Source organism: Izhakiella australiensis (genome assembly GCF_002006995.1).
In the GTDB taxonomy this organism is placed as follows: Bacteria; Pseudomonadota; Gammaproteobacteria; order Enterobacterales; family Enterobacteriaceae; genus Izhakiella; species Izhakiella australiensis.
The window spans coordinates 284,851-305,265 of the sequence record NZ_MRUL01000002.1 but is presented as its reverse complement, the minus strand read 5'-3'; the positions used below and the strand labels follow the sequence as shown (position 1 = coordinate 305,265).

At 54.2% G+C, this 20,415-nt stretch carries 20 protein-coding genes; 9 read left to right on the top strand and 11 right to left on the bottom strand.

Going from position 1 to position 20,415, the window contains the following annotated elements; genetic code table 11:
* Positions 1-75: 75 nt before the first annotated feature.
* The gene (locus BTJ39_RS04770) at positions 76-1,149 is read right to left on the bottom strand and encodes a porin (RefSeq protein WP_078001531.1); all 1,074 of its coding nucleotides are present in this window, start codon (positions 1,147-1,149) and stop codon (positions 76-78) included.
* A 912-nt stretch (positions 1,150-2,061) separates the two neighbouring features.
* Here BTJ39_RS04770 and BTJ39_RS04765 point away from each other — a divergent pair.
* The 6 genes from BTJ39_RS04765 (at position 2,062) to spy (ending at position 8,988) form a co-directional block, all read left to right on the top strand.
* Positions 2,062-3,282, top strand: coding sequence for an aspartate aminotransferase family protein (locus BTJ39_RS04765; protein ID WP_078001749.1), 1,221 nt, complete (start codon positions 2,062-2,064; stop codon positions 3,280-3,282).
* A complete protein-coding gene (gene astA, locus BTJ39_RS04760) occupies positions 3,279-4,319 on the top strand; it encodes an arginine N-succinyltransferase (RefSeq protein ID WP_078001530.1) in 1,041 nt (346 codons plus the stop codon). Before BTJ39_RS04765 ends, astA begins: the two co-directional genes overlap by 4 nt.
* Positions 4,316-5,785: a succinylglutamate-semialdehyde dehydrogenase gene (astD, locus tag BTJ39_RS04755; protein WP_078001529.1), complete on the top strand. Its 1,470-nt coding sequence runs from the start codon at positions 4,316-4,318 to the stop codon at positions 5,783-5,785. The genes astA and astD overlap by 4 nt, the downstream gene beginning before the upstream one ends.
* Positions 5,782-7,110 (top strand): N-succinylarginine dihydrolase, encoded by a 1,329-nt coding sequence (astB, locus tag BTJ39_RS04750; protein ID WP_078001528.1) that lies wholly within the window; start codon positions 5,782-5,784, stop codon positions 7,108-7,110. Before astD ends, astB begins: the two co-directional genes overlap by 4 nt.
* A gap of 87 nt (positions 7,111-7,197) precedes the next feature.
* Positions 7,198-8,229, top strand: coding sequence for a succinylglutamate desuccinylase (gene astE / locus BTJ39_RS04745; RefSeq protein ID WP_078001527.1), 1,032 nt, complete (start codon positions 7,198-7,200; stop codon positions 8,227-8,229).
* 267 nt (positions 8,230-8,496) lie between these two features.
* Complete coding sequence (gene spy / locus BTJ39_RS04740) at positions 8,497-8,988, top strand: ATP-independent periplasmic protein-refolding chaperone Spy (RefSeq protein WP_078001526.1); 492 nt, start codon at positions 8,497-8,499, stop codon at positions 8,986-8,988.
* Between the two features lie 87 nt (positions 8,989-9,075).
* Here spy and cho read toward each other — a convergent pair whose 3' ends face one another.
* The 4 genes from cho to BTJ39_RS04720 form a co-directional block, all read right to left on the bottom strand.
* Positions 9,076-9,936, bottom strand: coding sequence for an excinuclease Cho (gene cho / locus BTJ39_RS04735; protein WP_078001748.1), 861 nt, complete (start codon positions 9,934-9,936; stop codon positions 9,076-9,078).
* Positions 9,937-10,003: 67 nt separating this feature from the next.
* On the bottom strand, positions 10,004-10,888 hold the full coding sequence (gene yddG, locus BTJ39_RS04730; RefSeq protein WP_078001525.1) for an aromatic amino acid DMT transporter YddG: 885 nt from the start codon (positions 10,886-10,888) through the stop codon (positions 10,004-10,006).
* Positions 10,889-10,946: 58 nt separating this feature from the next.
* Positions 10,947-11,771: an ammonia-dependent NAD(+) synthetase gene (gene nadE / locus BTJ39_RS04725; RefSeq protein ID WP_078001524.1), complete on the bottom strand. Its 825-nt coding sequence runs from the start codon at positions 11,769-11,771 to the stop codon at positions 10,947-10,949.
* A 129-nt stretch (positions 11,772-11,900) separates the two neighbouring features.
* Positions 11,901-13,100 carry a multidrug effflux MFS transporter gene (locus BTJ39_RS04720; RefSeq protein WP_078001523.1) on the bottom strand — a complete coding sequence of 400 codons (1,200 nt, stop codon included), beginning with the start codon at positions 13,098-13,100 and terminating at the stop codon, positions 11,901-11,903.
* A gap of 175 nt (positions 13,101-13,275) precedes the next feature.
* Here BTJ39_RS04720 and osmE point away from each other — a divergent pair, with 175 nt between their 5' ends.
* Positions 13,276-13,611, top strand: coding sequence for an osmotically-inducible lipoprotein OsmE (gene osmE, locus BTJ39_RS04715; RefSeq protein ID WP_078001522.1), 336 nt, complete (start codon positions 13,276-13,278; stop codon positions 13,609-13,611).
* A 54-nt stretch (positions 13,612-13,665) separates the two neighbouring features.
* On the opposite strand, the gene BTJ39_RS04710 is transcribed toward osmE, so the two are convergent.
* The 4 genes from BTJ39_RS04710 to hxpB form a co-directional block, all read right to left on the bottom strand.
* Positions 13,666-14,088, bottom strand: a complete 423-nt coding sequence (locus tag BTJ39_RS04710) for a DUF6515 family protein (protein WP_078001521.1) — start codon at positions 14,086-14,088, stop codon at positions 13,666-13,668.
* 212 nt (positions 14,089-14,300) lie between these two features.
* The gene (locus tag BTJ39_RS04705; RefSeq protein ID WP_078001520.1) at positions 14,301-15,698 is read right to left on the bottom strand and encodes an L-cystine transporter; all 1,398 of its coding nucleotides are present in this window, start codon (positions 15,696-15,698) and stop codon (positions 14,301-14,303) included.
* Positions 15,699-15,858: 160 nt separating this feature from the next.
* On the bottom strand, positions 15,859-16,449 hold the full coding sequence (locus BTJ39_RS04700; protein WP_078001519.1) for a metal-dependent hydrolase: 591 nt from the start codon (positions 16,447-16,449) through the stop codon (positions 15,859-15,861).
* A gap of 213 nt (positions 16,450-16,662) precedes the next feature.
* The gene (gene hxpB / locus BTJ39_RS04695; protein WP_078001518.1) at positions 16,663-17,331 is read right to left on the bottom strand and encodes a hexitol phosphatase HxpB; all 669 of its coding nucleotides are present in this window, start codon (positions 17,329-17,331) and stop codon (positions 16,663-16,665) included.
* A 172-nt stretch (positions 17,332-17,503) separates the two neighbouring features.
* Here hxpB and BTJ39_RS04690 point away from each other — a divergent pair, with 172 nt between their 5' ends.
* A complete protein-coding gene (locus BTJ39_RS04690; protein WP_078001517.1) occupies positions 17,504-18,043 on the top strand; it encodes a YniB family protein in 540 nt (179 codons plus the stop codon).
* A 2-nt stretch (positions 18,044-18,045) separates the two neighbouring features.
* Here BTJ39_RS04690 and BTJ39_RS04685 read toward each other — a convergent pair whose 3' ends face one another.
* Together BTJ39_RS04685 and ghoS are read right to left on the bottom strand one after the other, a co-directional pair.
* A complete protein-coding gene (locus tag BTJ39_RS04685) occupies positions 18,046-18,942 on the bottom strand; it encodes a fructosamine kinase family protein (RefSeq protein ID WP_078001516.1) in 897 nt (298 codons plus the stop codon).
* Between the two features lie 86 nt (positions 18,943-19,028).
* Positions 19,029-19,331, bottom strand: coding sequence for a type V toxin-antitoxin system endoribonuclease antitoxin GhoS (gene ghoS, locus BTJ39_RS04680; protein ID WP_078001515.1), 303 nt, complete (start codon positions 19,329-19,331; stop codon positions 19,029-19,031).
* 281 nt (positions 19,332-19,612) lie between these two features.
* Between ghoS and BTJ39_RS04675 the strand changes: the two genes are divergently transcribed.
* Positions 19,613-20,368 (top strand): DUF481 domain-containing protein, encoded by a 756-nt coding sequence (locus tag BTJ39_RS04675; RefSeq protein ID WP_078001514.1) that lies wholly within the window; start codon positions 19,613-19,615, stop codon positions 20,366-20,368.
* Positions 20,369-20,415: the final 47 nt, after the last annotated feature.

Genomic DNA, 20,415 nt, shown 5'->3' with positions numbered 1-20,415 from the left:
TGGCGTCCTGCCTTAATGGAGAGGGAAAGGCAAGATGCCTTTCCCTAATCGTCAGCAAGCAGGTGTTTTCTTTAATCAGAACTGGTAGGTCAGACCTACTACGCTGATATCATCATTCGCCAGTCCCAGTTTATTATCTGCTTGCAGCAGGTTTATTTTGTACTCTGCGTAGATGTTCATATTCTTATTGAAGTAGTAATAAGCGCCGACGCTGACGTATTTGTAGATATCGACACTGCCGATATTTTCTACGTCCTGACCGCGGGAACTTACATAAGCCAGCGATGGACGAAAACCGTTGAGAAATTGATACTGGGCCACGGCCTCAAAATTGGTGGCTTTATTAGCATAGCCTCTGGGAATTGGCGTCGCATTGCGGGTTTCACCGTAGATGCTGGCCAGGTAAATCTGGTTGGCATCGTATTTAATCCCGCCCGCCCAAAGTTCGGCTTTTTCCCCGTCGCCACGCAGCGCGGTATTCTGTGCTGCGGTTCGGTCAAGGTTGGCATAGGCGCCGACCAGACTCAGACCAAAATCGAAGCTGTACTGTAAAGACGTGGCATAACCTTCGCCGTTAGAGCGGCGTAGCGCATCAGTCTGGGTGGCAGACCGCTCATTTTTACCTTGATATTGCGCGGCGATGCTCAGTCCTTTTACCAGTCCGAAGAAATCCTGATTACGCCAGGTGGCCACGCCGCCTGAGCGCCCGGCAAGGAAACCGTCGCTAAAGGCGGCATCGCCACCAAATTTGGGCAGCATATCGGCATAGCCGAGCACATCATAAATCAGGCCGTAGTTACGCCCGTAATCAAGAGACCCCAGGTTGGCGTATTTTAAACCAGCAAAGCCAAGACGCGTGCGGTTATTGTTTTGAGCATCGCTACCTTCAGAGTTATTTAACTGATACTGATATTGCCACATGCCATAGCCGGTCAGCTCGTCGCTGATCTTAGTCTGCCCTTTAAAACCCAGACGGGCGTAGGACATATCGCCATCGTTGGCTTTATCGTTAGACATCTGGTGGCTGACGTTAACTTTGCCCTGTAAATCGAGCTTATTACCGTCTTTATTATAAATTTCACTGGCGTTGGCCGCAGTAATACTCAGCAGCGCTGGGATCAGTGCCGCAATAACTTTGCGCTTCATCATAAATAGTATGCCCTGTTGGTAATTATATATTTTTTTTGCTCACGCTGGGTGGCGAAATGAAAATGTCATAAAGCTCAAAATAAATAAAGATGAGCAAGTGTAACAATGTGTAACCCGTGAATTACCAGGCTAATCATTATGCTGTTAATTAGTTTTCCTGTGATTTTAATTATGTCATTTTATTATTAGGCCATGTTTTAAAACCAGGGTGTTATTTATAATTTCATTTAAATTCAATTAGTTGTTTGTTTATCGCTTTTCTGCTAACGAGCCTGCCTCCTCCATAAGAATAATAACCTTCGTGATGATATTATTTGTGATAACAAAAAATTATCATATGGATAGTAAAAATTTTAATTAAGCAGCGGTGTTATTTCATCGCAGGGGATAGTAATGAAAAACAAACGAGACTGCGTTGAGATGACTTCATTGCGCTCAAAAAAATCTGGCAACCACGCGGGTTAAATTAATGACAAAGGTGATGATTATATTGCTCAGCAAAATAACTGATGCGGGTCAGCGTCATTGACGGCTGGCGGGGTTATTTGTGCCTTCTGCTCAAAATCAATATGCCCATGCTGCCTGCTGAGGGTGCAAATTGCCCGCTATCGGGGCGCTAACTGCCTCATTTCAGGGCGTCTTTTCGGCATCGATCACAAAAGCAATATTTTATTTTACAAATGCATAAATCAGCTTTATATGGTGCGGCAAACTGGCCTTTATCAGACAATTATTCACTTATTATGCATTTTTAATGAATAGTGACAGGTTGTAACTTGTTGATTTTTATTGCATGGAATTATTTTATGCATTTTATTGCTGGCTGGCATGAAGCGTGCAAATTACATTAACAGCGATGGTTTTAACTTATTCATAACATTCAAAGCCCGTAACGGGAATTCCGAGGTCGCTATGCAACAGTCAGTATCACGTGAGAATTTCGAGCAATGGATGATGCCCACCTACGCGCCGGCGACATTTGTACCGGTGCGGGCCGAAGGCTCAACGCTTTGGGACCAGCAGGGCAAAGACTATATTGACTTTGCCGGCGGTATTGCAGTGAATGCCCTTGGACATGCCCATCCGGAACTGCAGCAGGCGTTGACGCAGCAAGCCGCTCAGCTGTGGCATACCGGCAATGGCTACACTAACGAGCCGATACTGCGGCTGGCGAAGAAGCTGATCGATGCGACTTTTGCTGAAAAAGTATTCTTCTGTAATTCCGGCGCCGAAGCCAATGAGGCGGCGCTCAAGCTGGCGCGTAAATATGCCCATGACCGTTTTGATCAGAATAAAAGCGGCATTGTGGCGTTTAGCAACGCTTTCCACGGACGCACGCTGTTTACCGTATCCGCAGGTGGTCAGCCCGCTTATTCAAAAGATTTCGCGCCGCTGCCAGCGGATATCCAGCACGCGGCGTTTAACGATCTGGCTTCGGCGGCGGCGCTGATTAATGACCGGACCTGCGCGGTGATTGTTGAACCCATTCAGGGAGAGGGCGGCGTGGTGCCTGCTGAACCGGCGTTTCTGCGCGGGCTGCGCGAGCTGTGCGACAAACACCAGGCGCTGCTGATATTTGATGAGGTGCAAAGCGGGGTCGGTCGCACCGGCGCGCTTTATGCTTATATGCACTACGGCGTAACGCCGGACGTGCTGACCACCGCCAAGGCGTTGGGCGGCGGCTTCCCCATGGCCGCAATGCTGACCACTGACAACCTTGCCAGCGTCATGGTTGTTGGCAGCCACGGCACCACTTATGGTGGTAACCCGCTGGCTGGCGCCGTGGGTGGGAAGGTGCTGGATTTAATTAATCGTCAGGAAGTCATGGACGGCGTTGAGGCACGCCATCGCTGGTTTATTGACGGCGTAGAGGCTATCAATAAGCGGCTGAATTTATTCAAAGAAGTTCGCGGGATGGGCCTGCTGATTGGCTGCGTGCTGAGCGATGACTTTTCCGGTAAGGCAAAGCAGATCAATCTGGTTGCCGCAGAGGAAGGGGTGATGGTGCTGATTGCCGGCGCCAACGTGGTACGCTTTGCGCCATCGCTGATCATCAGTGAGCAGGAAGTCAAAACCGGTCTGGAACGCTTTGAAAGGGCCTGTGAAAAGCTGGTGCGAGGGCTGGCAACATGATGTTTATTCGTCCTGTTGAGCGCGATGATCTGGCGCAGCTTATGCACCTGGCTGGCAAAACCGGCGGGGGATTAACCTCGTTACCCGCCGATGCCGACACGCTGCAGGCGCGTATTGAACGCTCAATACTTACCTGGCAGGGCGGATTACCGCAAGCCGAGCAAGGTTATGTTTTTGTGCTGGCTGACAGTGAAAACAATCAGGCTGTAGGGATTAGCGCCATTGAGGTTGCCGTCGGGTTACAGGACCCCTGGTATAACTTCCGCGTTGGCAATCAGGTTCATGCTTCACGCGCTTTGAACATCTATAACGTGATGCCAACCCTGACGCTCAGTAATGATCACACCGGCAGCAGCGAACTCTGCACGCTGTTTCTTGACCCCGACTATCGCCGCGACAAAAACGGCTATCTGCTGTCGAAATCACGCTTTCTGTTTATGGCGGGATCGCGCGATAAATTTACCACGCGGATCGTAGCGGAAATGCGCGGTGTCATTGAGGGGGATGGCTATTCGCCTTTCTGGCACAGCGTTGGACAGCGCTTTTTTTCCATGGCGTTTAGCGAAGCCGATTATCTCTGCGGTACCGGACAAAAAGCCTTCATCGCTGAGCTGATGCCAAAACATCCGCTGTATATCGATTACCTTGACGCCGATGCGCAGCGGGTGATCGGCAAGGTGCATCCACACACCGCCCCGGCCAGAGCGGTGCTGGAATCTGAAGGACTGCATTATCAACACTACATCGATATTTTCGACGGCGGGCCGACGCTGGAGTGCAATATTGATGACGTGCGGGCAATACGCGAAAGCCAGCGGCGTCCGCTGCGTATTCAGGCGCCGCAGCCGCAGAACAGTTCGTTAACCCCCTGTCTGGTGAGCAATGAGCGCTTTGATGATTTTCGTACGTTGCTGGTAGCCGCCGATCCGCGTGCGCCAGAGGTGATGCTGACAGCGGAGCAGGCAGATATTTTGCGCAGTAGCCCCGGCGATATGCTGCGCATCGTCACGCTCAACCCCGAGGAGAAAAGCGTATGACGCATTTGATTAATCACCAGTGGCTGGCCGGAGAAGGGCCGCTGATGGAAAAGAGTGACCCTGTAACTTCGTCGCAACTCTGGCAGGGAAAAGCGGCCAGTCGTGAGCAGGTGGCGCTTGCCTGTCAGGCAGCGCGCACCGCTTTTGCCGACTGGGCACGCTATGGCTTTGCCCGGCGTCAGGCGCTAGCGGAGCGCTTTGCTGAGTTGCTTGAACAGAACAAAATCAGTCTCAGTGAGACCATTGCCCGTGAAACCGGCAAGCCCCGTTGGGAGGCGCAGACGGAAGTGCAGGCGATGATCAATAAAATCGCCATTTCCGTGAAAGCCTGGCACGCCCGTACCGGAGAAAGTCAGTCGGCTGATAGCGGACTTCGCCATCGACCACACGGCGTTATGGCGGTGTTTGGTCCCTATAATTTTCCCGGACATTTGCCCAATGGTCACATTGTTCCGGCGCTGCTGGCAGGTAACACCATTGTGTTCAAGCCCAGTGAACAAACGCCGGCAACCGCAGAGCTGACGGTAAAACTGTGGCAGCAGGCGGGCTTGCCCGCCGGCGTGATCAACCTGATTCAGGGGGGACGGGAAACCGGCGAGGCGCTGGCGCAGGATGCTGCAATTAATGGAGTGCTATTCACCGGCAGCGCCCGCACCGGCTATCAGCTGCATCGCCAGCTCGCCGGTCAGCCGGAGAAAATGCTGGCGCTGGAAATGGGCGGCAACAATGCGCTGATTGTCGAAGCGCCTGAAGCGTGCGAAGCGGCGGTGCATCTGACTATTCAGTCGGCCTTTATTACCGCCGGTCAACGCTGTACCTGCGCGCGCCGACTGTTGGTAAAACGCGGAGCGGCAGGTGATGCCTTTCTGCGCCGGCTGGTGGAAGTCGCCGCACGCCTGGTGCCGGGCCGCTGGGACGCCGAGCCGCAGCCATTTATGGGTAGCGTGATCTCTCCGGCGGCGGCGGAGCAGATATGGCAGGCGTGGCAGGCGCGGGTCGCGACTGGCGCCGATGTATTATTGGCGATGTCGTGGCCTGACCGCAGCAGCGCACTGATGACGCCGGGTATTATCGATGTCACCGCCCTGGGGGAACTGCCGGATGAAGAGGTGTTTGGCCCGCTGCTGGCCGTCATCCGTTACGATGAGCTGGATGATGCGATACAGATAGCAAACGCAACCCGTTACGGGCTGTCTTGCGGCATTATCTCACCGCATCGCGCAGACTTTGATCGGCTGCTACTGGAAGCGCGCGCCGGCATCGTTAACTGGAACAAGCCGCTAACCGGCGCCGCCAGCAGCGCGCCCTTTGGCGGTATCGGCGCCTCCGGCAATCATCGCGCCAGCGCCTGGTATGCCGCCGATTACTGCGCCTGGCCGATGGCGTCGCTGGAGAGTGCGGATTTATCGCTTCCCGTGACGTTGTCACCCGGACTTGATTTCAGCCCTGGCGGAGAGCCGCAATGAAAGCCACTGAAGCAAACTTTGATGGCCTGCCGGGATTAACCCATCATTACGCCGGGCTGTCTTTTGGCAATGAAGCCTCTACCCGCAATCAGTTTCAGCTCTCTAACCCGCGTCTGGCGGCAAAGCAGGGGCTGATGAAAATGAAAGCGCTGGCGGATATGGGCTTTGTGCAGGGCGTTATTCCGCCGCATCAGCGTCCGGATATGGCGGCGCTGCGCCAGCTGGGATTCAGCGGTAGCGATGCGCGGGTGTTGCAGGACGTGGTGAAAAAGGCGCCTGGCCTGCTTTCCGCCGTGAGTTCGGCATCGGCGATGTGGGTTGCTAATGCAGCCACCGTGGCCCCTTCAGCCGATACCCTTGACGGCCGTGTGCATTTCACCGTCGCCAACCTGAATAATAAATTTCACCGGGCGATCGAAGCGACAACCACCTCGTCATTGCTGGGGGCTATTTTCCGCGACGCCGACCATTTTGCCGTTCATGATGCCTTGCCACAGGTGGCAATGTTTGGTGATGAAGGCGCGGCCAACCATAACCGGTTTGGCGCTGGCTACGGCTCTGCCGGCGTGCAGCTTTTTATCTATGGGCGCGATGAGTCACATCCCGAACGCGGACCCCAGCGTTATCCGGCGCGCCAGACGCGGCAAGCCAGCGAGGCGGTCGCCCGCCTTAACCAGCTGGTCCCGGGCTGCGCGATTTACGCCCAGCAAAATCCGGCGGCGATCGATCAGGGGGTATTTCATAATGATGTGATTGCGGTCAGCAATCAGCAGGTACTCTTTTGTCATCAGCAGGCCTTTGTCGATCAGCCGGCGCTGTATCGTTCACTGGCGGAAAAAATTCCCGGATTTACGCCGGTTGAGGTGCCCGCCAGTCGCATCAGCATTGCAGACTGCGTGCAAACCTACCTGTTTAATAGTCAGTTACTGACCCGGCCCGATGACAACATGCTGCTGGTGCTGCCGGAAGAGGCGCGTCGGCATGAGGGCGTTTGGCGCTGGCTTAATGAGCTGACTGAACAACAAGGTCCGATACGCGAACTGCGGGCGTTTGACCTGCGTGAAAGTATGTGTAACGGCGGCGGACCAGCCTGTTTGCGCTTACGGGTAGTGCTGACGCCGCAAGAGCAGGCGAAGGTTAATCCGGCGGTGCTGATGAACGAAACATTGTTCGCCACCCTCGACCAGTGGGTGGAGCGCCACTATCGCGATCGTTTGAGCCAGCAGGATCTTGCCGACCCGCAGTTACTGGATGAAGGGCGCGTGGCGCTCGATGAACTGACGAAGCTGCTAGACTTAGGGAATGTCTATAATTTTCAACAATAATCACGGATGAACCCTGAATCTTGCGCTAAGTGAATGAAAGCTTAGCGCATCAGGCAGCAGACAGGAGAGAAACAATAAGGAGCGTAAATGCAGGATTTGTTATCTCTCACCTTCGCCGGTGAGAAGCCCGTAATCAGCCAGGGACGTAATCAACACCTTAGCTGGCTCTGGCGCGATGAAGGTATTATCGAGCTCACGCCATTGCATCCTTCAACCAACATGGCGCTGGTGGTTTCCTGCGGTATCCACGGCAATGAAACCGCCCCGATAGAAATGGTTAATCAGATTGCCAGTGAGCTGATAGCCGGCGATCTACCGCTGGCGATGCGGTTACTGATCATTATCGGCAATCCGGCGGCGATGCGGGAGAATAAACGCTATCTGCAGGCTGATGTGAACCGCATGTTTGGTGGACGCTGGCAGCAGTTTCCTGATAGCGCGGAAGCGCGCCGCGCCCTGTGCCTTGAACAGGCCATTGAAACTTTCTATCTGTCAGGCAGTCACGAAGAGCTGCGCTGGCATCTCGACTTACATACCGCGATCCGCGGTTCCTGGCATACGCGTTTTGGCGTATTGCCGCAGCGCGACAAGCCCTGGCCGCAGGCATTTCTGCGCTGGTTGAGCGCAGCTGGCCTCGAGGCTCTGGTCTTTCATCGCGCGCCCGGCGGCACCTATACGCACTTTAGCCATCACTGTTTTCAGGCCAACAGCTGTACCCTTGAACTGGGTAAGGCGCTGGCGTTTGGTCACAATGATTTAAGCCAGTTCAGCGACGCTGATGCCGCGCTACGGGCGCTTATTTGCGGCCAGGAGGTGGGGGCGGATGCCAGTATTCCGCGCCGCTACCGGGTATTACAGCAGATTACGCGCTTATCTGCTCAGTTCCGGCTGCACATGAGTAAAGATACGCTGAATTTTACCGTCTTTCCGCAGGGGACGCTGCTGGCGGAAGACGGTGAAACGCGCTATTACGTACAGCAGGCGCGTGAATATGTACTTTTCCCAAATCCTGATGTTGCCTGCGGGCTGCGGGCCGGTTTGATGCTGGTGGAAGACAATGCACATAATCAGGCGCTACAGCTGGAGTCGGTAGATGAGCGCCAGCAGGCGGCCTCCTGATCTCTCTTTGCCCGCTACGGCGGGCAACCTGCCAGCGTTAGCAATGATGACCGTCTCCATAATTTCTGCATAAACGCCATTATCAGTCACATTCATTAGCAATTCTTCACGCATTTCTTCTCATTCCCTCCATGATTGCGCCATTAAGTTCTTTTACGCTTGCATGGCTTTACCCGTGATGTGTGTAGCTTGACATTGAGCGTCATACACTGAGTCCCGACATCACGACAGACCGTCGTATCGTTCCGACCTGTAAGGAAAAAAACTATGCGTAAGCTAACCTCTCTTATTGTTGCTACTACACTGGCTTTGGGTGCGGCTAATCTGGTTCATGCTGCCGCTGATAATCTGACTCCGCCACCTGCTGGTAGCGAGAAGCCCATGATGCATAAAGGCCCGCATCATGGCGCACACGGCATGTGGATGTTTAAAAACCTCAACCTGACCGACGCGCAGAAGCAGCAAATGCGCACTATCATGAAAGATGCCCATAAAGATATGCCACGGCCATCGCTGGAGCAGCGTCGCGAAATGCACAGCATTATCGCTACTGACAGCTTTGATGCGGCAAAAGCACAGGCTCAGGCTGATAAAGTGTCCGCAGCTGACAAGGGCCGGGTGCTGAAAATGATGGAAACCCAGAACAAACTGTATAACGTGCTGACGGCTGAACAGAAAAAACAGTTCAATGCCAATTTTGAAAAGCATCTGACTGAAAAACCGGCCCATCATCAGTCTGCGCCCGTTAGCAAAGGTTAATCGCAGCGCAGCGTGTGACCAACTTGCCAGAAGAGACCGCCGGATATTGTCCATCTGATGTGGACAGTTTCGGCGGTTTTGCTTTGGCTACAGGGGAATAACGTCATAACTTCCGCTTAGCAGCGGCTTACAGAGGATCTTATAGCCATCCTGATCGAAGGCGGGCAGGGTGCGCGTCAGCGCGCTGGCCTGCTCAACCTCCGTTACCGATCCGAGATAGTACCAGTTGCACACCACGTGGATCTGTTTGCCATGCAGGCTATCTTCCACTAACCCTACCGGGCCGGGCCACGGCCAGCACTGTACCCTGAGAACCTCAAGCGCCGCCCGTAAGCGCTGAAAGTGGTTTTCTGCTGTTTCCGCGCCGCAGCAAGCGCCAGCGCAACGCCCAAGCGCGTAGCGAAAGCAGGCTTTGCCGCGTGAGGTTGGTTCAAGGCCTAGCAGCGGGTAACAAAGCTGATGGGTGTCGGCCAGCTTTTGCAGCGCTTGCAATGCGGCGTAGCGACTGGGATAAAGGCCAAAAAGGTCCGGTGCCGCGGCAAAATCGACGTTTTTGGCATACACCACCTCAGGTCTGCCATTGAGCAGATGTAATGAACACAGCTGGCGATTCTTGCGCAGGCGCTTATTAAACAGCGGCTGATACTGCTTAATCATCTGCGCTTCCAGCAGTAAGGCGCCCAGTTCGCCGGCGGTGGTAATAAAGCTGATGCGTCTAGCCTGACGTAACATCGATGCTTCGTCGGGGGTGCGTAAATGAGAAAGCACCCGACTGCGAATATTAATACTTTTACCAATATACTGCGGCAGCGTGGTGCTTTCGCCGTGAAAGGTATAAACGCCGGGCTGGCCAGGTAAGGCCTCCAGCGAAGGACGCAGATGTTCAGGGTATTGATAGATTGCAGTTTTATCGTATTCGGGACGACCGGCAGTAAAACGTCTGCTCACAAAAAACTCCACAAGGCTGTTGTTATATACAGTATAGCAGACGATTTTAGTGGCAAACACGCTGAAGTCAGCGCGTCCCACGCCAGCAGAGCAACGACCCCAGGGTCACCATTGCCACCCCTTGCCAGAAGGCAAACGCGGGCGTTATTCCCAGCCAGATAGCCGCCAGCAGCGACGAGAGCACCGGCGTGAAGTAAGAGGCCGCCGCCAACAGGCTAAGGTTGCCGTGCTGTATACCCCAGTCCCAGCAAGAATAGGCTGCGGCGACGAACGCAGCCATGATGAGCACCTCAAGCCAGGCGCCCGGTTGCCAGCTTAACTTTAGCGGTTGAGGAGAACATATCACCCCGGCCCAGAGCGCCAACGCGGTTACCAGGAAGAACAGCGTCACGCCGTTGTGGCCGCGAGCGAAGCGGCGAGTAATGTTATTGTACAGCGCCCAGGCAAGGGCCGCATAACCGGCCAGCCCGTAGGCCAGCGGCTGCTGGTGGATATTGTCCTTCAGCGCCGTCAGGCTGAAGCCATTATCGCCGCCGAGAACCCGGATAATTCCTGCCAGCGCCAGTAACAGCCCAGGCCACAGCCAGAAGCGCCAGCGCTGGCCGTTAAGTGCGATGGCCAGTACGATGGTCAGGCTGGGCCAGAGGTAGTTAATCATGCCAAGTTCAAGGGCTTGCTGGCGGCTTGCTGCCAGACCCAGAGCGGTGGCAAGCGCGATTTCATAGCTAACGAACAGTAAGCCGGCGCTTAACAACCAACCTTTTGGCGCGGTGCGCAAGCGCGGTAAGCCACGCGTGAAACACAATAGCAGAGCGGTGGCGCTGTAAAGCAGGGCGCCGCCGCCCAGCGGGCCGAAGGTTTCGGTTATACTGCGAATCAGCCCGACCGAGGTGCTCCAGAGGATAATGGCCAACAGGCCGATGAAGGTCGCGCGTTGTAAATTATTGGCCATGCTGTCCCTGCGAAAGCGGATGAAGCGCGCGGCTTCATCCGGGAGTGAGTCTTAATTATTATTTCCAGAAATCGTCAAATACCGTAATCGGCGGGCGTCTTTTATGCTCGGTTTTTAGGTACCAGCTTTCGATGGTTTTTGCCGCCTCGGCAGCGATAGTCTGGCCTTCGAGGTAGGCATCGATCATCGCATAGGTGACGCCGAGCGCCACCTCATCCTGCAGGCCGGGGCGGTCATCTTCCAGATCTGCGGTGGGGTGCTTGAGATAAAGGTGTTCAGGACAGCCAAGCGCCTTAAGCAGCTGCTTTCCCTGGCCTTTATCAAGGCGGAAAATAGGGTTGATATCGGTGCCGCCGTCGCCGTATTTGGTAAAAAAGCCGGTAACCGCTTCTGCTGCATGGTCGGTACCCACTACCACCCCGGCGTGCATCCCGGCGATACTGTATTGCGCTTTCATTCGCTCACGGGCTTTTTCGTTGCCGCGAATATAATCGGAAAGCACCACGCCCGCCGCCTGAAGCGCCCGCTCGCTTGCCAGCACCGCCTCTTTAATGTTTACCGTCAGCAGCTGGTCAGGCTGGATAAAATCGACGGCATCCTGGCAATCCTGTTCATCGGCCTGCACACCATAGGGAAGGCGAACGGCGATAAAGCGGTAATCGTTATTGCCGGTCTGCTGGCGTAGCTCAGTGATTGCCATCTGGCACAGTTTTCCGGTCAGCGTGGAATCCTGGCCGCCGCTTATTCCCAGCACCAGACTTTTAATAAAGGTGTTTTTTTTCAGGTAGGCTTTGAGAAAGTCGACGCTGGTGCGGATTTCCTGCTGAACGTCGATGGTGGGTTTTACGCCCAGGGCGGCAATAATTTCCTGCTGCAGAGCCATTTATCACTCCTTGGTTAGGTGACGCCGCGCGCCGGCAACGCGCGATGATATCATTATGGGTTAAAGCTAACGCGCCTCGTGCTAAACAACAAGGCGCAATCCTGCCGGTCGGTGCTGGCTGCGGCGAAATCAGACAGATTGCCTCTGTGGCTTGCGGGCCAGCAGGAGGAACAGCAACGTGGCCAGCAGGCAGCAGCCGAAAATGGTGACGGCCATGCTCATCAGCGATGTCCCGCCAAGTCCGGTCAGCGGCACGCTGGCGCCGCCGAGAGTAAAAGCCGTGACGCCAATGATCGCCGATGCGCTGCCGGCGCGCTCTCCCTGACTTTGCATCGCCAGCGAGCCGGCGGTTACCGTAATGATGCCGGTACAGGCTACGCTGAAAAATAACGTCAGCAAAACGCCCCACAACGGTGCATGGAGCAGGGCGCTGACGACCAGCGACGCTGACGAAATTATCGCTAATGTCAGCCCGCAGCTGAGTATCCGGTATTCCCCCCATAGCTGGCTAAGGCGCGCGCTAATTTGTGAAGCAAGAATCAGGCCGATACCGTTGGCGGCAAAACAAAAGCTGAAAGCCTGCGGTGACAGACCATAAATTTGCTGCAGAACAAACGGAGAGGCGCCGATATAGGCAAACATGCTGGCCATCATAAATCCTTGCGGCAGGCAGAAGCTCATAAAGCTGCGATGCTTGAGCACCACTCCCAATGCGGCCCAGGATTGCAGCAGACTACCCTGACTTCGCCGCTCAGGCGGCAGGGTTTCATGCAGATTAATGCGCGCGACGACGAACTGAACGGCGGCGATAATCGCCAGCGCAATGAACAAACCGCGCCAGTTAAGGAACGACAGCAGCACGCCACCCAGAACCGGGGCGAATACTGGCGCAAGCCCGTTAACTAACATCAGCAGCGCAAAGAATTTTGTTAACTCATGGCCGTTATACATATCGCGGGCAATGGCGCGCGCCAGCACTGAACCGCCAGCGCTGGCCAGACCTTCAAACAGGCGCGCGCAGAGGAACTGGTTGATAGTTTGCGCCGCCGCGCAAGCCAGCGTGGCCAGCAGTAGCAGTATAATCGACAGCATCAGCGGGCGCAGGCGACCATATTTGTCGCTCAGGGTACCAAACAGCAGCTGCCCGAGTCCCAGACCAACCATGCCCGCCGTCAGGCTCAGCTGAGCGCTGGCGGTCGGGGTTTGTAGATCGGCTGCCAGTGCTGGCAAAGCCGGAAGGTAGAGATCAATACACAGCGGCCCCATTGCCGCCAGTAAGCTCAAAGTCAGTGCATATACAATGCGGCGGTGCGCAGCAGGTGTGGTCATAGCGCCTCAGTAAAGCAGGTTTGTTAATTAGTCGTTACCAACAGGTTGTGCAGAATAATCATGACCTGCACCTTTGGCAATGGGGGACTAAAAGTTTAATCACGCCAATAACTTGATAATTCAGCAACTCTATTCCAGGCTTATGCATGACATGGATAATAATGAGGATTAAAAGATGACTAAGTTAATGGGACTGATGGGCGGCGTTGTGGCTTTGTCGATTTTATCTGGCTGTACGGCTTACGATCGTGCAGAAAATTTTGTTACCAAGCCTGTGGTTCAGGATGTGAAGAAGGGGATGACCAAGCAGCAGGTACGTGACATTGCCGGTCCTCCTGCCACGGAAATCAGCATGGTGCATGCGCGCGGAACCTGCCAGACCTATGTCCTTGGTCAACGTGATGGCAAGCAGCAGACTTATTTTGTCAGCTACAGCGATACCGGGCGCGTGATGAACTACGGCTTCCAGAGTTGTAAAGAGTACGATACCGACCCGCAGAGCGGTCAGTGATTTAACACCTGTTATAAAACAGCGGCCACCTTTGGTGGCCGCTGTTGTTTCTGGCTACAGGCCAGGCGGGCGGGGAACTTCCAGATACTGGCCGTTAATATCACGCCGATAGTAATGCCCATCCTGCACATAAAAGCGCTGGCCGTTATAATCCAGCGCGCGCATTGGCTGATCGCTATAGCTGCTAACCTGCTGCGCCGGCGGCTGGACGACATAATAAGTGTCTCCCTGGCGCTGATAATAAGTGCCGTTTAACAAATAATAGGTCAGGCCGCCGACCAGTATCGCCGTTGCTATGCCGGGCAGGATGGGGATGCCTCTGCCTGGGGCGCGATGCCATCCCGCCCCGGGGCCCCAACCGCGTCCGTGGCCCCAGCCGCCGTGAGGCCCGCCAGGTCCTGGCCCCCATGGATGCGCACTGGCCGTGATCGGCGCCAGTAAAGCGGTGCTGAGCAATAAAGCAATCGTTGTTTTCATAGCGCATGGCTCCGGGTGAATCGGCTATCAGCATTCACCCGGCCACGCTAAAACACAAGCTGAAAGCCGTGGTTTTTGCGGTTAATTACAGCGCTTAACGCTTTCTTAACGCCGCCTCCACGATCGCTATCAGATTACCGCATCAGATAATAAAAAAGCCCCCGGGAAATGTTTCACGGGGGCCTGATAGCGTTGGTTTTCAGCGCCGGAGCTTAACGATTAGCTAACTCAAAATTTTGCTCGGCGTCAGCGTGCAGCAGTTTTTTATCCGTCTGCCGCAGCCACTGGCTGGTCAGCGTACCGGCAGTGATTGAACCGTTAACGTTTAGCGCAGTGCGTCCCATATCGATCAGTGGTTCAATGGAAATCAGCAGGGCAACCAGCGTGACCGGCAGGCCCATTGCCGGCAGGACGATTAGCGCCGCGAAGGTCGCGCCGCCGCCGACGCCGGCCACGCCGGCTGAACTCAAGGTCACAATACCGACCAGAGTGGCGATCCACGCCGGATCGAGCGGATTAATGCCAACCGTTGGCGCCACCATCACGGCCAGCATAGTTGGGTAGAGGCCGGCACAGCCATTCTGACCGATAGTTGCGCCAAACGAGGCGGAGAAGGTGGCAATAGATTCCGGGATGCCAAGGCGTCGGGTTTGCGCTTCTACGCTCAGTGGAATGCTGGCGGCGCTGGAGCGGCTGGTAAAGGCGAAGCTCAGAACCGGTGCCACCTTACGGAAAAAACGCAGCGGATTGACGCCGTTTACCGACAGCAGCAGCGCGTGAACGCCGAACATGATCGCCAGTCCCAGATAAGAGGCAACGACAAAGCCGCCAAGCTTGATGATGTCGTTAACGCTTGAGCTGGCGACCACTTTGGTCATTAACGCCATTACGCCGTAGGGCGTCAGCTTCATCACCAGACGTACCAGCTTCATTACCCAGCTCTGTAGCGTATCAATCGCCGTCAGTACGCGTTGGCCTTTTTCTTTATCATCCCGCAGCAGGTGCAGGGCGGCAACGCCGAGGAATGCAGCGAAAATCACCACGCTGATAATTGACGTCGGGTTAGCGCCGGTCAGGTCGGCAAACGGGTTTTTCGGCACAAATGACAGCAACAGCTGCGGCACCGTCAGATCGGCGACTTTACCGGCGTAGCTACCCTGAATTGTCGCCAGACGCGCCGTTTCCTGCGCACCCTGTACCAGACCATCGGCCGTCAGACCAAACAGCGTGGTAACCAGAACGCCGACCAGTGAAGCAATTAGCGTGGTAAACAGCAGTACGCCGATGGTCAGTACGCTGATCCTGCCAAGGGAAGAGGCGCTGTGAAGCCGCGCGACGGCGCTCAGTATTGAAACAAACACCAGCGGCATAACGATCATCTGCAAGAGCTGAACATAGCCATTACCGACAATATTAAACCAGCCAACTGAGGCTTTAAGCACCGGGCTGCTGGCGCCATAAATAAGCTGTAAAGCAAAGCCAAAGCCGACGCCAACCACTAAACCGGTCATCACTTTACGTGACAGGCTCCAGCTGGCGCGCGTGGTTTTCGCCAGCGCAATTAGCAGGGCAAAAAATACGATGACATTGGCTATTAATGGATAATTCATCCCCGTTCTCCTTCTTTCCCGCAGTTTTAATCTGGCCGGGAGCGTTCACGGTATATATTCCGCGTTAAGTTGTAGCAAAAATGCATAATAGCATGGGCCCCGGAGCGTCCTCTTATATCCAAATAGAATGGCTTATTACGAATAGTTCGATTTCGAACATTTACTGGGCAGTCGATTTTGAGAACAGCCGCTGGAAGCCGCTTTGCGCGAGATTAACCAGATGTGCGGACCAGCCATCGGCGCCAAATGGCGGGGCGTCGGCGGGGAACCACAGAGCAAGTATCATCAGTGAAAGACTCAATACCCGCTCCAGCTGGTTGCCTTTCTGACTGTTTAACAGCGGCAGGCAAAAACGCCAGCGGCAGGGCCACAGTAAAGGAACGCCGGCCGGGGTGAGCATATCTGCCGCGATATGGCTGAGATAACCGACAACCATGCCCTGAAAGGCATCCGGCGGAATCCAGGCATTTTCAGGAAAGTGCAGCTGAAGCAGCATAATGCCGCCACAAACCGCAAGCAGGCTATGGGTAAACCCGCGATGACCAACTATGCGGGCAACCGGATGCGATATCCAACGCAGGCGCTGTCCGAGAAATGATTTGGGATGATCGATATCGGGCAGCAGGCAAGTTAGCAAGGCGGCGGAGATAAGATGCCACCAGTCGGCGTGCGCCAGCTCCGGCGTCAGCGCCGCGCGCTTGGCAAAGATCGCGCCGGCAATGGCAACAATAAGATGACCTTCCGCCGTCATGGGATTTTCCATTGATTACTGGTGATTTGTCCAGTATAGGGAATTTATCCAGTATCCGGCAATGGTGACCCTGTAACTAAAAATAAATCATAATGGTTACAGGGGATGGGTGTTTGTAAGTGCGCCGTTTCCTCGTCTCAGCGTAGTGCGCCGGGATGAGGGTTTAATCAGGGCCGTTGCCGGACCGTCGTCGCTCTTGAGGGGCCGGCTGCCTTAGCCGGCCAGGTGGCGGCTGTCCAGCTCTTCAAGGGAGCCCAGTTTGACGTCCGCCAGCGCCCAGCGGGCATCCTGTCTGAATTCTGCCGCAGGTACGACGATGGAGCGCATGCGCGCGGCTTTGGTCGCTACCATGCCGTTAAAGGAGTCTTCCAGCGTAACGCAGTTAAGGGGATCGACGCCCAGCTGCAATGCGGCGTCCAGATATACCTGCGGATGCGGTTTGCTGTGGGGGAGTAGCTCTGCGGAAACCAGCACATCAAACCACGGCCGAATGGCGAACATTTCAGTGACCTTTTCCAGCATGTGCAGGGGGGAGGCGGAGGCGAGGCCGATTTTTAGCCCCTCGGCTTTGCATAAGCGCAGAGCCTGCTCGACTCCCGGCAGCAGCGGACGGGTTTCTTCGACCTTTTCAATCGTGCGGGTAATAATGCGGGCGGTGACTTCCTGACGATCCGGACCCTGCCAGGGCAGCACGTCGTACCATAGATTTACCGTCTGATCGATACGTAAACCCAGCGTTTCCGGCACTTCACCGGCGCGTGAAAGGTCAACGCCGAGGCTGGCGAAAATTTCCATTTCGGACTGTTTCCACAGAGGTTCTGAATCAATCAGCAAACCATCCATATCGAATATTGCCGCCTGCACCGGTCTTGTATAAGACATACTGCGTCTCCTGAAAAGTTTTGCGACACATTATCATGTGATTCGTGGCTTACCAAACCGTGGTTTTTTTGTTATCAGAGTGCTATAGACGCTGAACCGAGGGAATTTACAGGCGCTTTTATGCAACTGCAGGTAGAATTATTGCCAGAATTGTATCCGGATGGGAGAGGACATGACTTACCAACAGGCAGGTAAAATTGCCATCGCCAAGCGCATTTTGGGCTGGGTGATTTTTATTCCTGCATTTCTGTCGACGCTGATTTCTCTGCTGAAGTTTCTCGACCTGCAACACGACAAGCGTGAAGGAATTAATGCGGTAATGCAGGACTTTGTTCATGTGATGATCGACGTGGCGCGCTTCAATACGCCGTTTCTTAACAGCTTATGGAGCAGTTCGCCGACGCCGAATTTTAACGGCGGCAGCAATATCGGCTTCTGGATTATTTTTATTCTGATTTTTATCGGGCTGGCGCTACAGGCATCCGGCGCGCGTATGTGGCGTCAGTATCGTTATATACGTGAGGGCATTGAAGATCGCCTGATTCTTGAAAAGGCGCGCGGTGAAGAAGGGCACAGCCGGCAGGAGCTGGAGAACAAAATTGTCATGCCGCACCACACCATCTTCCTGCAGATTTTTCCGCTCTATATTTTGCCCATTATTATCGTGGTTGCCGGCTACTTTATTCTTAAGCTTGTCGGCTTTATTCACTAACTTCAGGCCGGGCGGGCGTGCTGCTTGCCCAATACTTGATCGTTATCCAGCAATATTCCAACCGCTTGCTGGGCTTCGCCCAGCCACGGACCGCCGAAAACATTGGCCCGATTAAGCAAATAGTAGAGCTGATAAGCCGGCTGGCGCTGGGCATAACCGACCGTTAGCGGCCAGACCGACTGATAACCTTCGAAGATTTGACCGGGTAATTGAGGAAACCAGCTGAGCATTGCAAGGTCACACTCGCGGTCTCCCCAGTAGCAGGCGGGATCAAAAATCCATGGGCCTTCGTCGCTGCCACCGCAGTTCGCCGGCCACAAATCACCGTGCAGCAGAGAGGGCTGCGGGTTATGGCCCTGTAGCGTGTTCTGCACGCAGTTAACTATCAGGTCGACATCGCCATACTGAATGCCTTTTTCTGCCGCCAGCTCCAGCTGCCAGCCGATACGCTGTTCGGCAAAAAACACGGACCAGCGCCTTAGCCAGCTGTTGGGCTGTGGGCTGGTGGTCAGATTATTGTCAAAATCGAGGCCGTACTGCGGCTGTTCGCTCCACTGATGAAGCCTTGCCAGCTGTTGACCAAGCAGAAATGCATCGGCTTTATCCAGCGGTTCCAGCGGAATATATTCCATTAGCAGGAAGCTGCCGTCGCGATAGCTGCCGACGCCATATACTTCAGGTACCCGCACGGTATCGCTGCGGGCCAGCAGCGCCAGCTGGTCGGCTTCCCAACTGAATAAGTCGAGCATTTCCCGCTTATTGCATTTGACGAATATGTCATATTCGCCATAGCGCAGGCGCCACGCCGGGTGAACATCGCCAGCGGGCAGGGGAATGCGTTCTGTGATTTCCGCTTCACCGAGTTGTTCGCTTAACATACGAGCAATGGCTGACCACATAGCGGTTGTCCTCTTGTCGCGATAATAACGAATTCAGCGTCTAAATATTAAACAATATTCAGCGAAGCGCCAGCGTTTACGCTGTTTTAACGGCGATTATCAGCGTGTTGGCTTAAAAATGCTTCAAATGTCGCAATTTTTACCGCCGGCTTTTTGTCGAGGGCCATTTCCGCTAACCCTTCAGCCTGTTTGCACAGGGTGTCCTCGTCATTGGCGCTGATGATGCCGAAGCTGTTGGTTCCTAATTCATGGGGATGACCATCGCTATCATGCAGCGCAGTTTTAAATCCACCGTTAATCATTGCGCTGTTTAGCTCCATAAGGTCGGCAAGTCCCTCTTCATGATATTCAAGGGTGACAACATAGGCTTTGGGGTTACGATCGTTCATGGTTGCTCTCCTATCGGCATAACGCTAAGCATAGCCTGGTAAGCCCATTTCACCGCAGCCGATGGCGGTAAACATGCAAATACACTGTATTTTTAACTTTGTCGGCTTATAATATTGTGCGCATCAGAAAGTTCTGATTTGATGGGGTAAGTCTGTCAGGATGTTTAGTTATAAGAGTGATTTAACAATTTGTTACGATACTTACCGTAAATTGCATTGATCGCCTTGCAAAACTCTTCAGACTCAACTTTTTTAAATAAGTTGTAACGGGTCTTAATTTAATGAAAACGCTTAATAAGCTGTCTGCAGTTCTTCTCATCTCGGCTGGGATCGTTTCGCATCAGGCTTTCGCCGACAACGCAGTTTTCACCGTCATGGATGACCCATCCACAGCCAAAAAACCCTTTGAGGGTGATGTTGCGGCTGGCTATCTGGCGCAAAGTGGTAACACCAGAAGCTCTTCAGCAACCGCTTCGGCAAATGCTACCTGGTATCAGCCGTCAACCGCTTACAGCTTATGGGGCAATGCGTCTAACGCGTCTTCAAACGATGAGCGCTCTTCGGAAACTTACACCTTAGGCGGCCGTTCTCGTTACAACGTGAATGATTTTGATTATCTGTTTGGCCAGGTGAGCTGGCTCAGCGACCGCTTTAATGGATACGATGGCCGTACCGTTGCTGCTGTGGGTTATGGTCGCCAGATCCTTAATGGTCCTGTTCACTCACTGCGTGCTGAAATCGGTCCAGGCGTTCGCTATGACGATTACCACGATGGTGGTCATAAAACTCAGGCGCTGGCATACGGTGCGCTTACCTACCAATGGCAGCTGACTGATAATACCAAGTTTATCCAGGGCGTGTCGGTATTGGGCAGTGACGACACTACGGTAAACTCCGAAACCGGGCTACAGGTTGCGTTGAACGAGAAGTTTGCCCTCAAGCTGGCCTACAACGTCACCTGGAACCAGCGTCCACCTGAATCAGCGCCAGATCACACCGATACCAAAACCATTATTCAACTTTCGTACGCCATGTAACGCTGAGTTGCTGCAATGTAAAAGCCGCCTTCATAAAATGAGGCGGC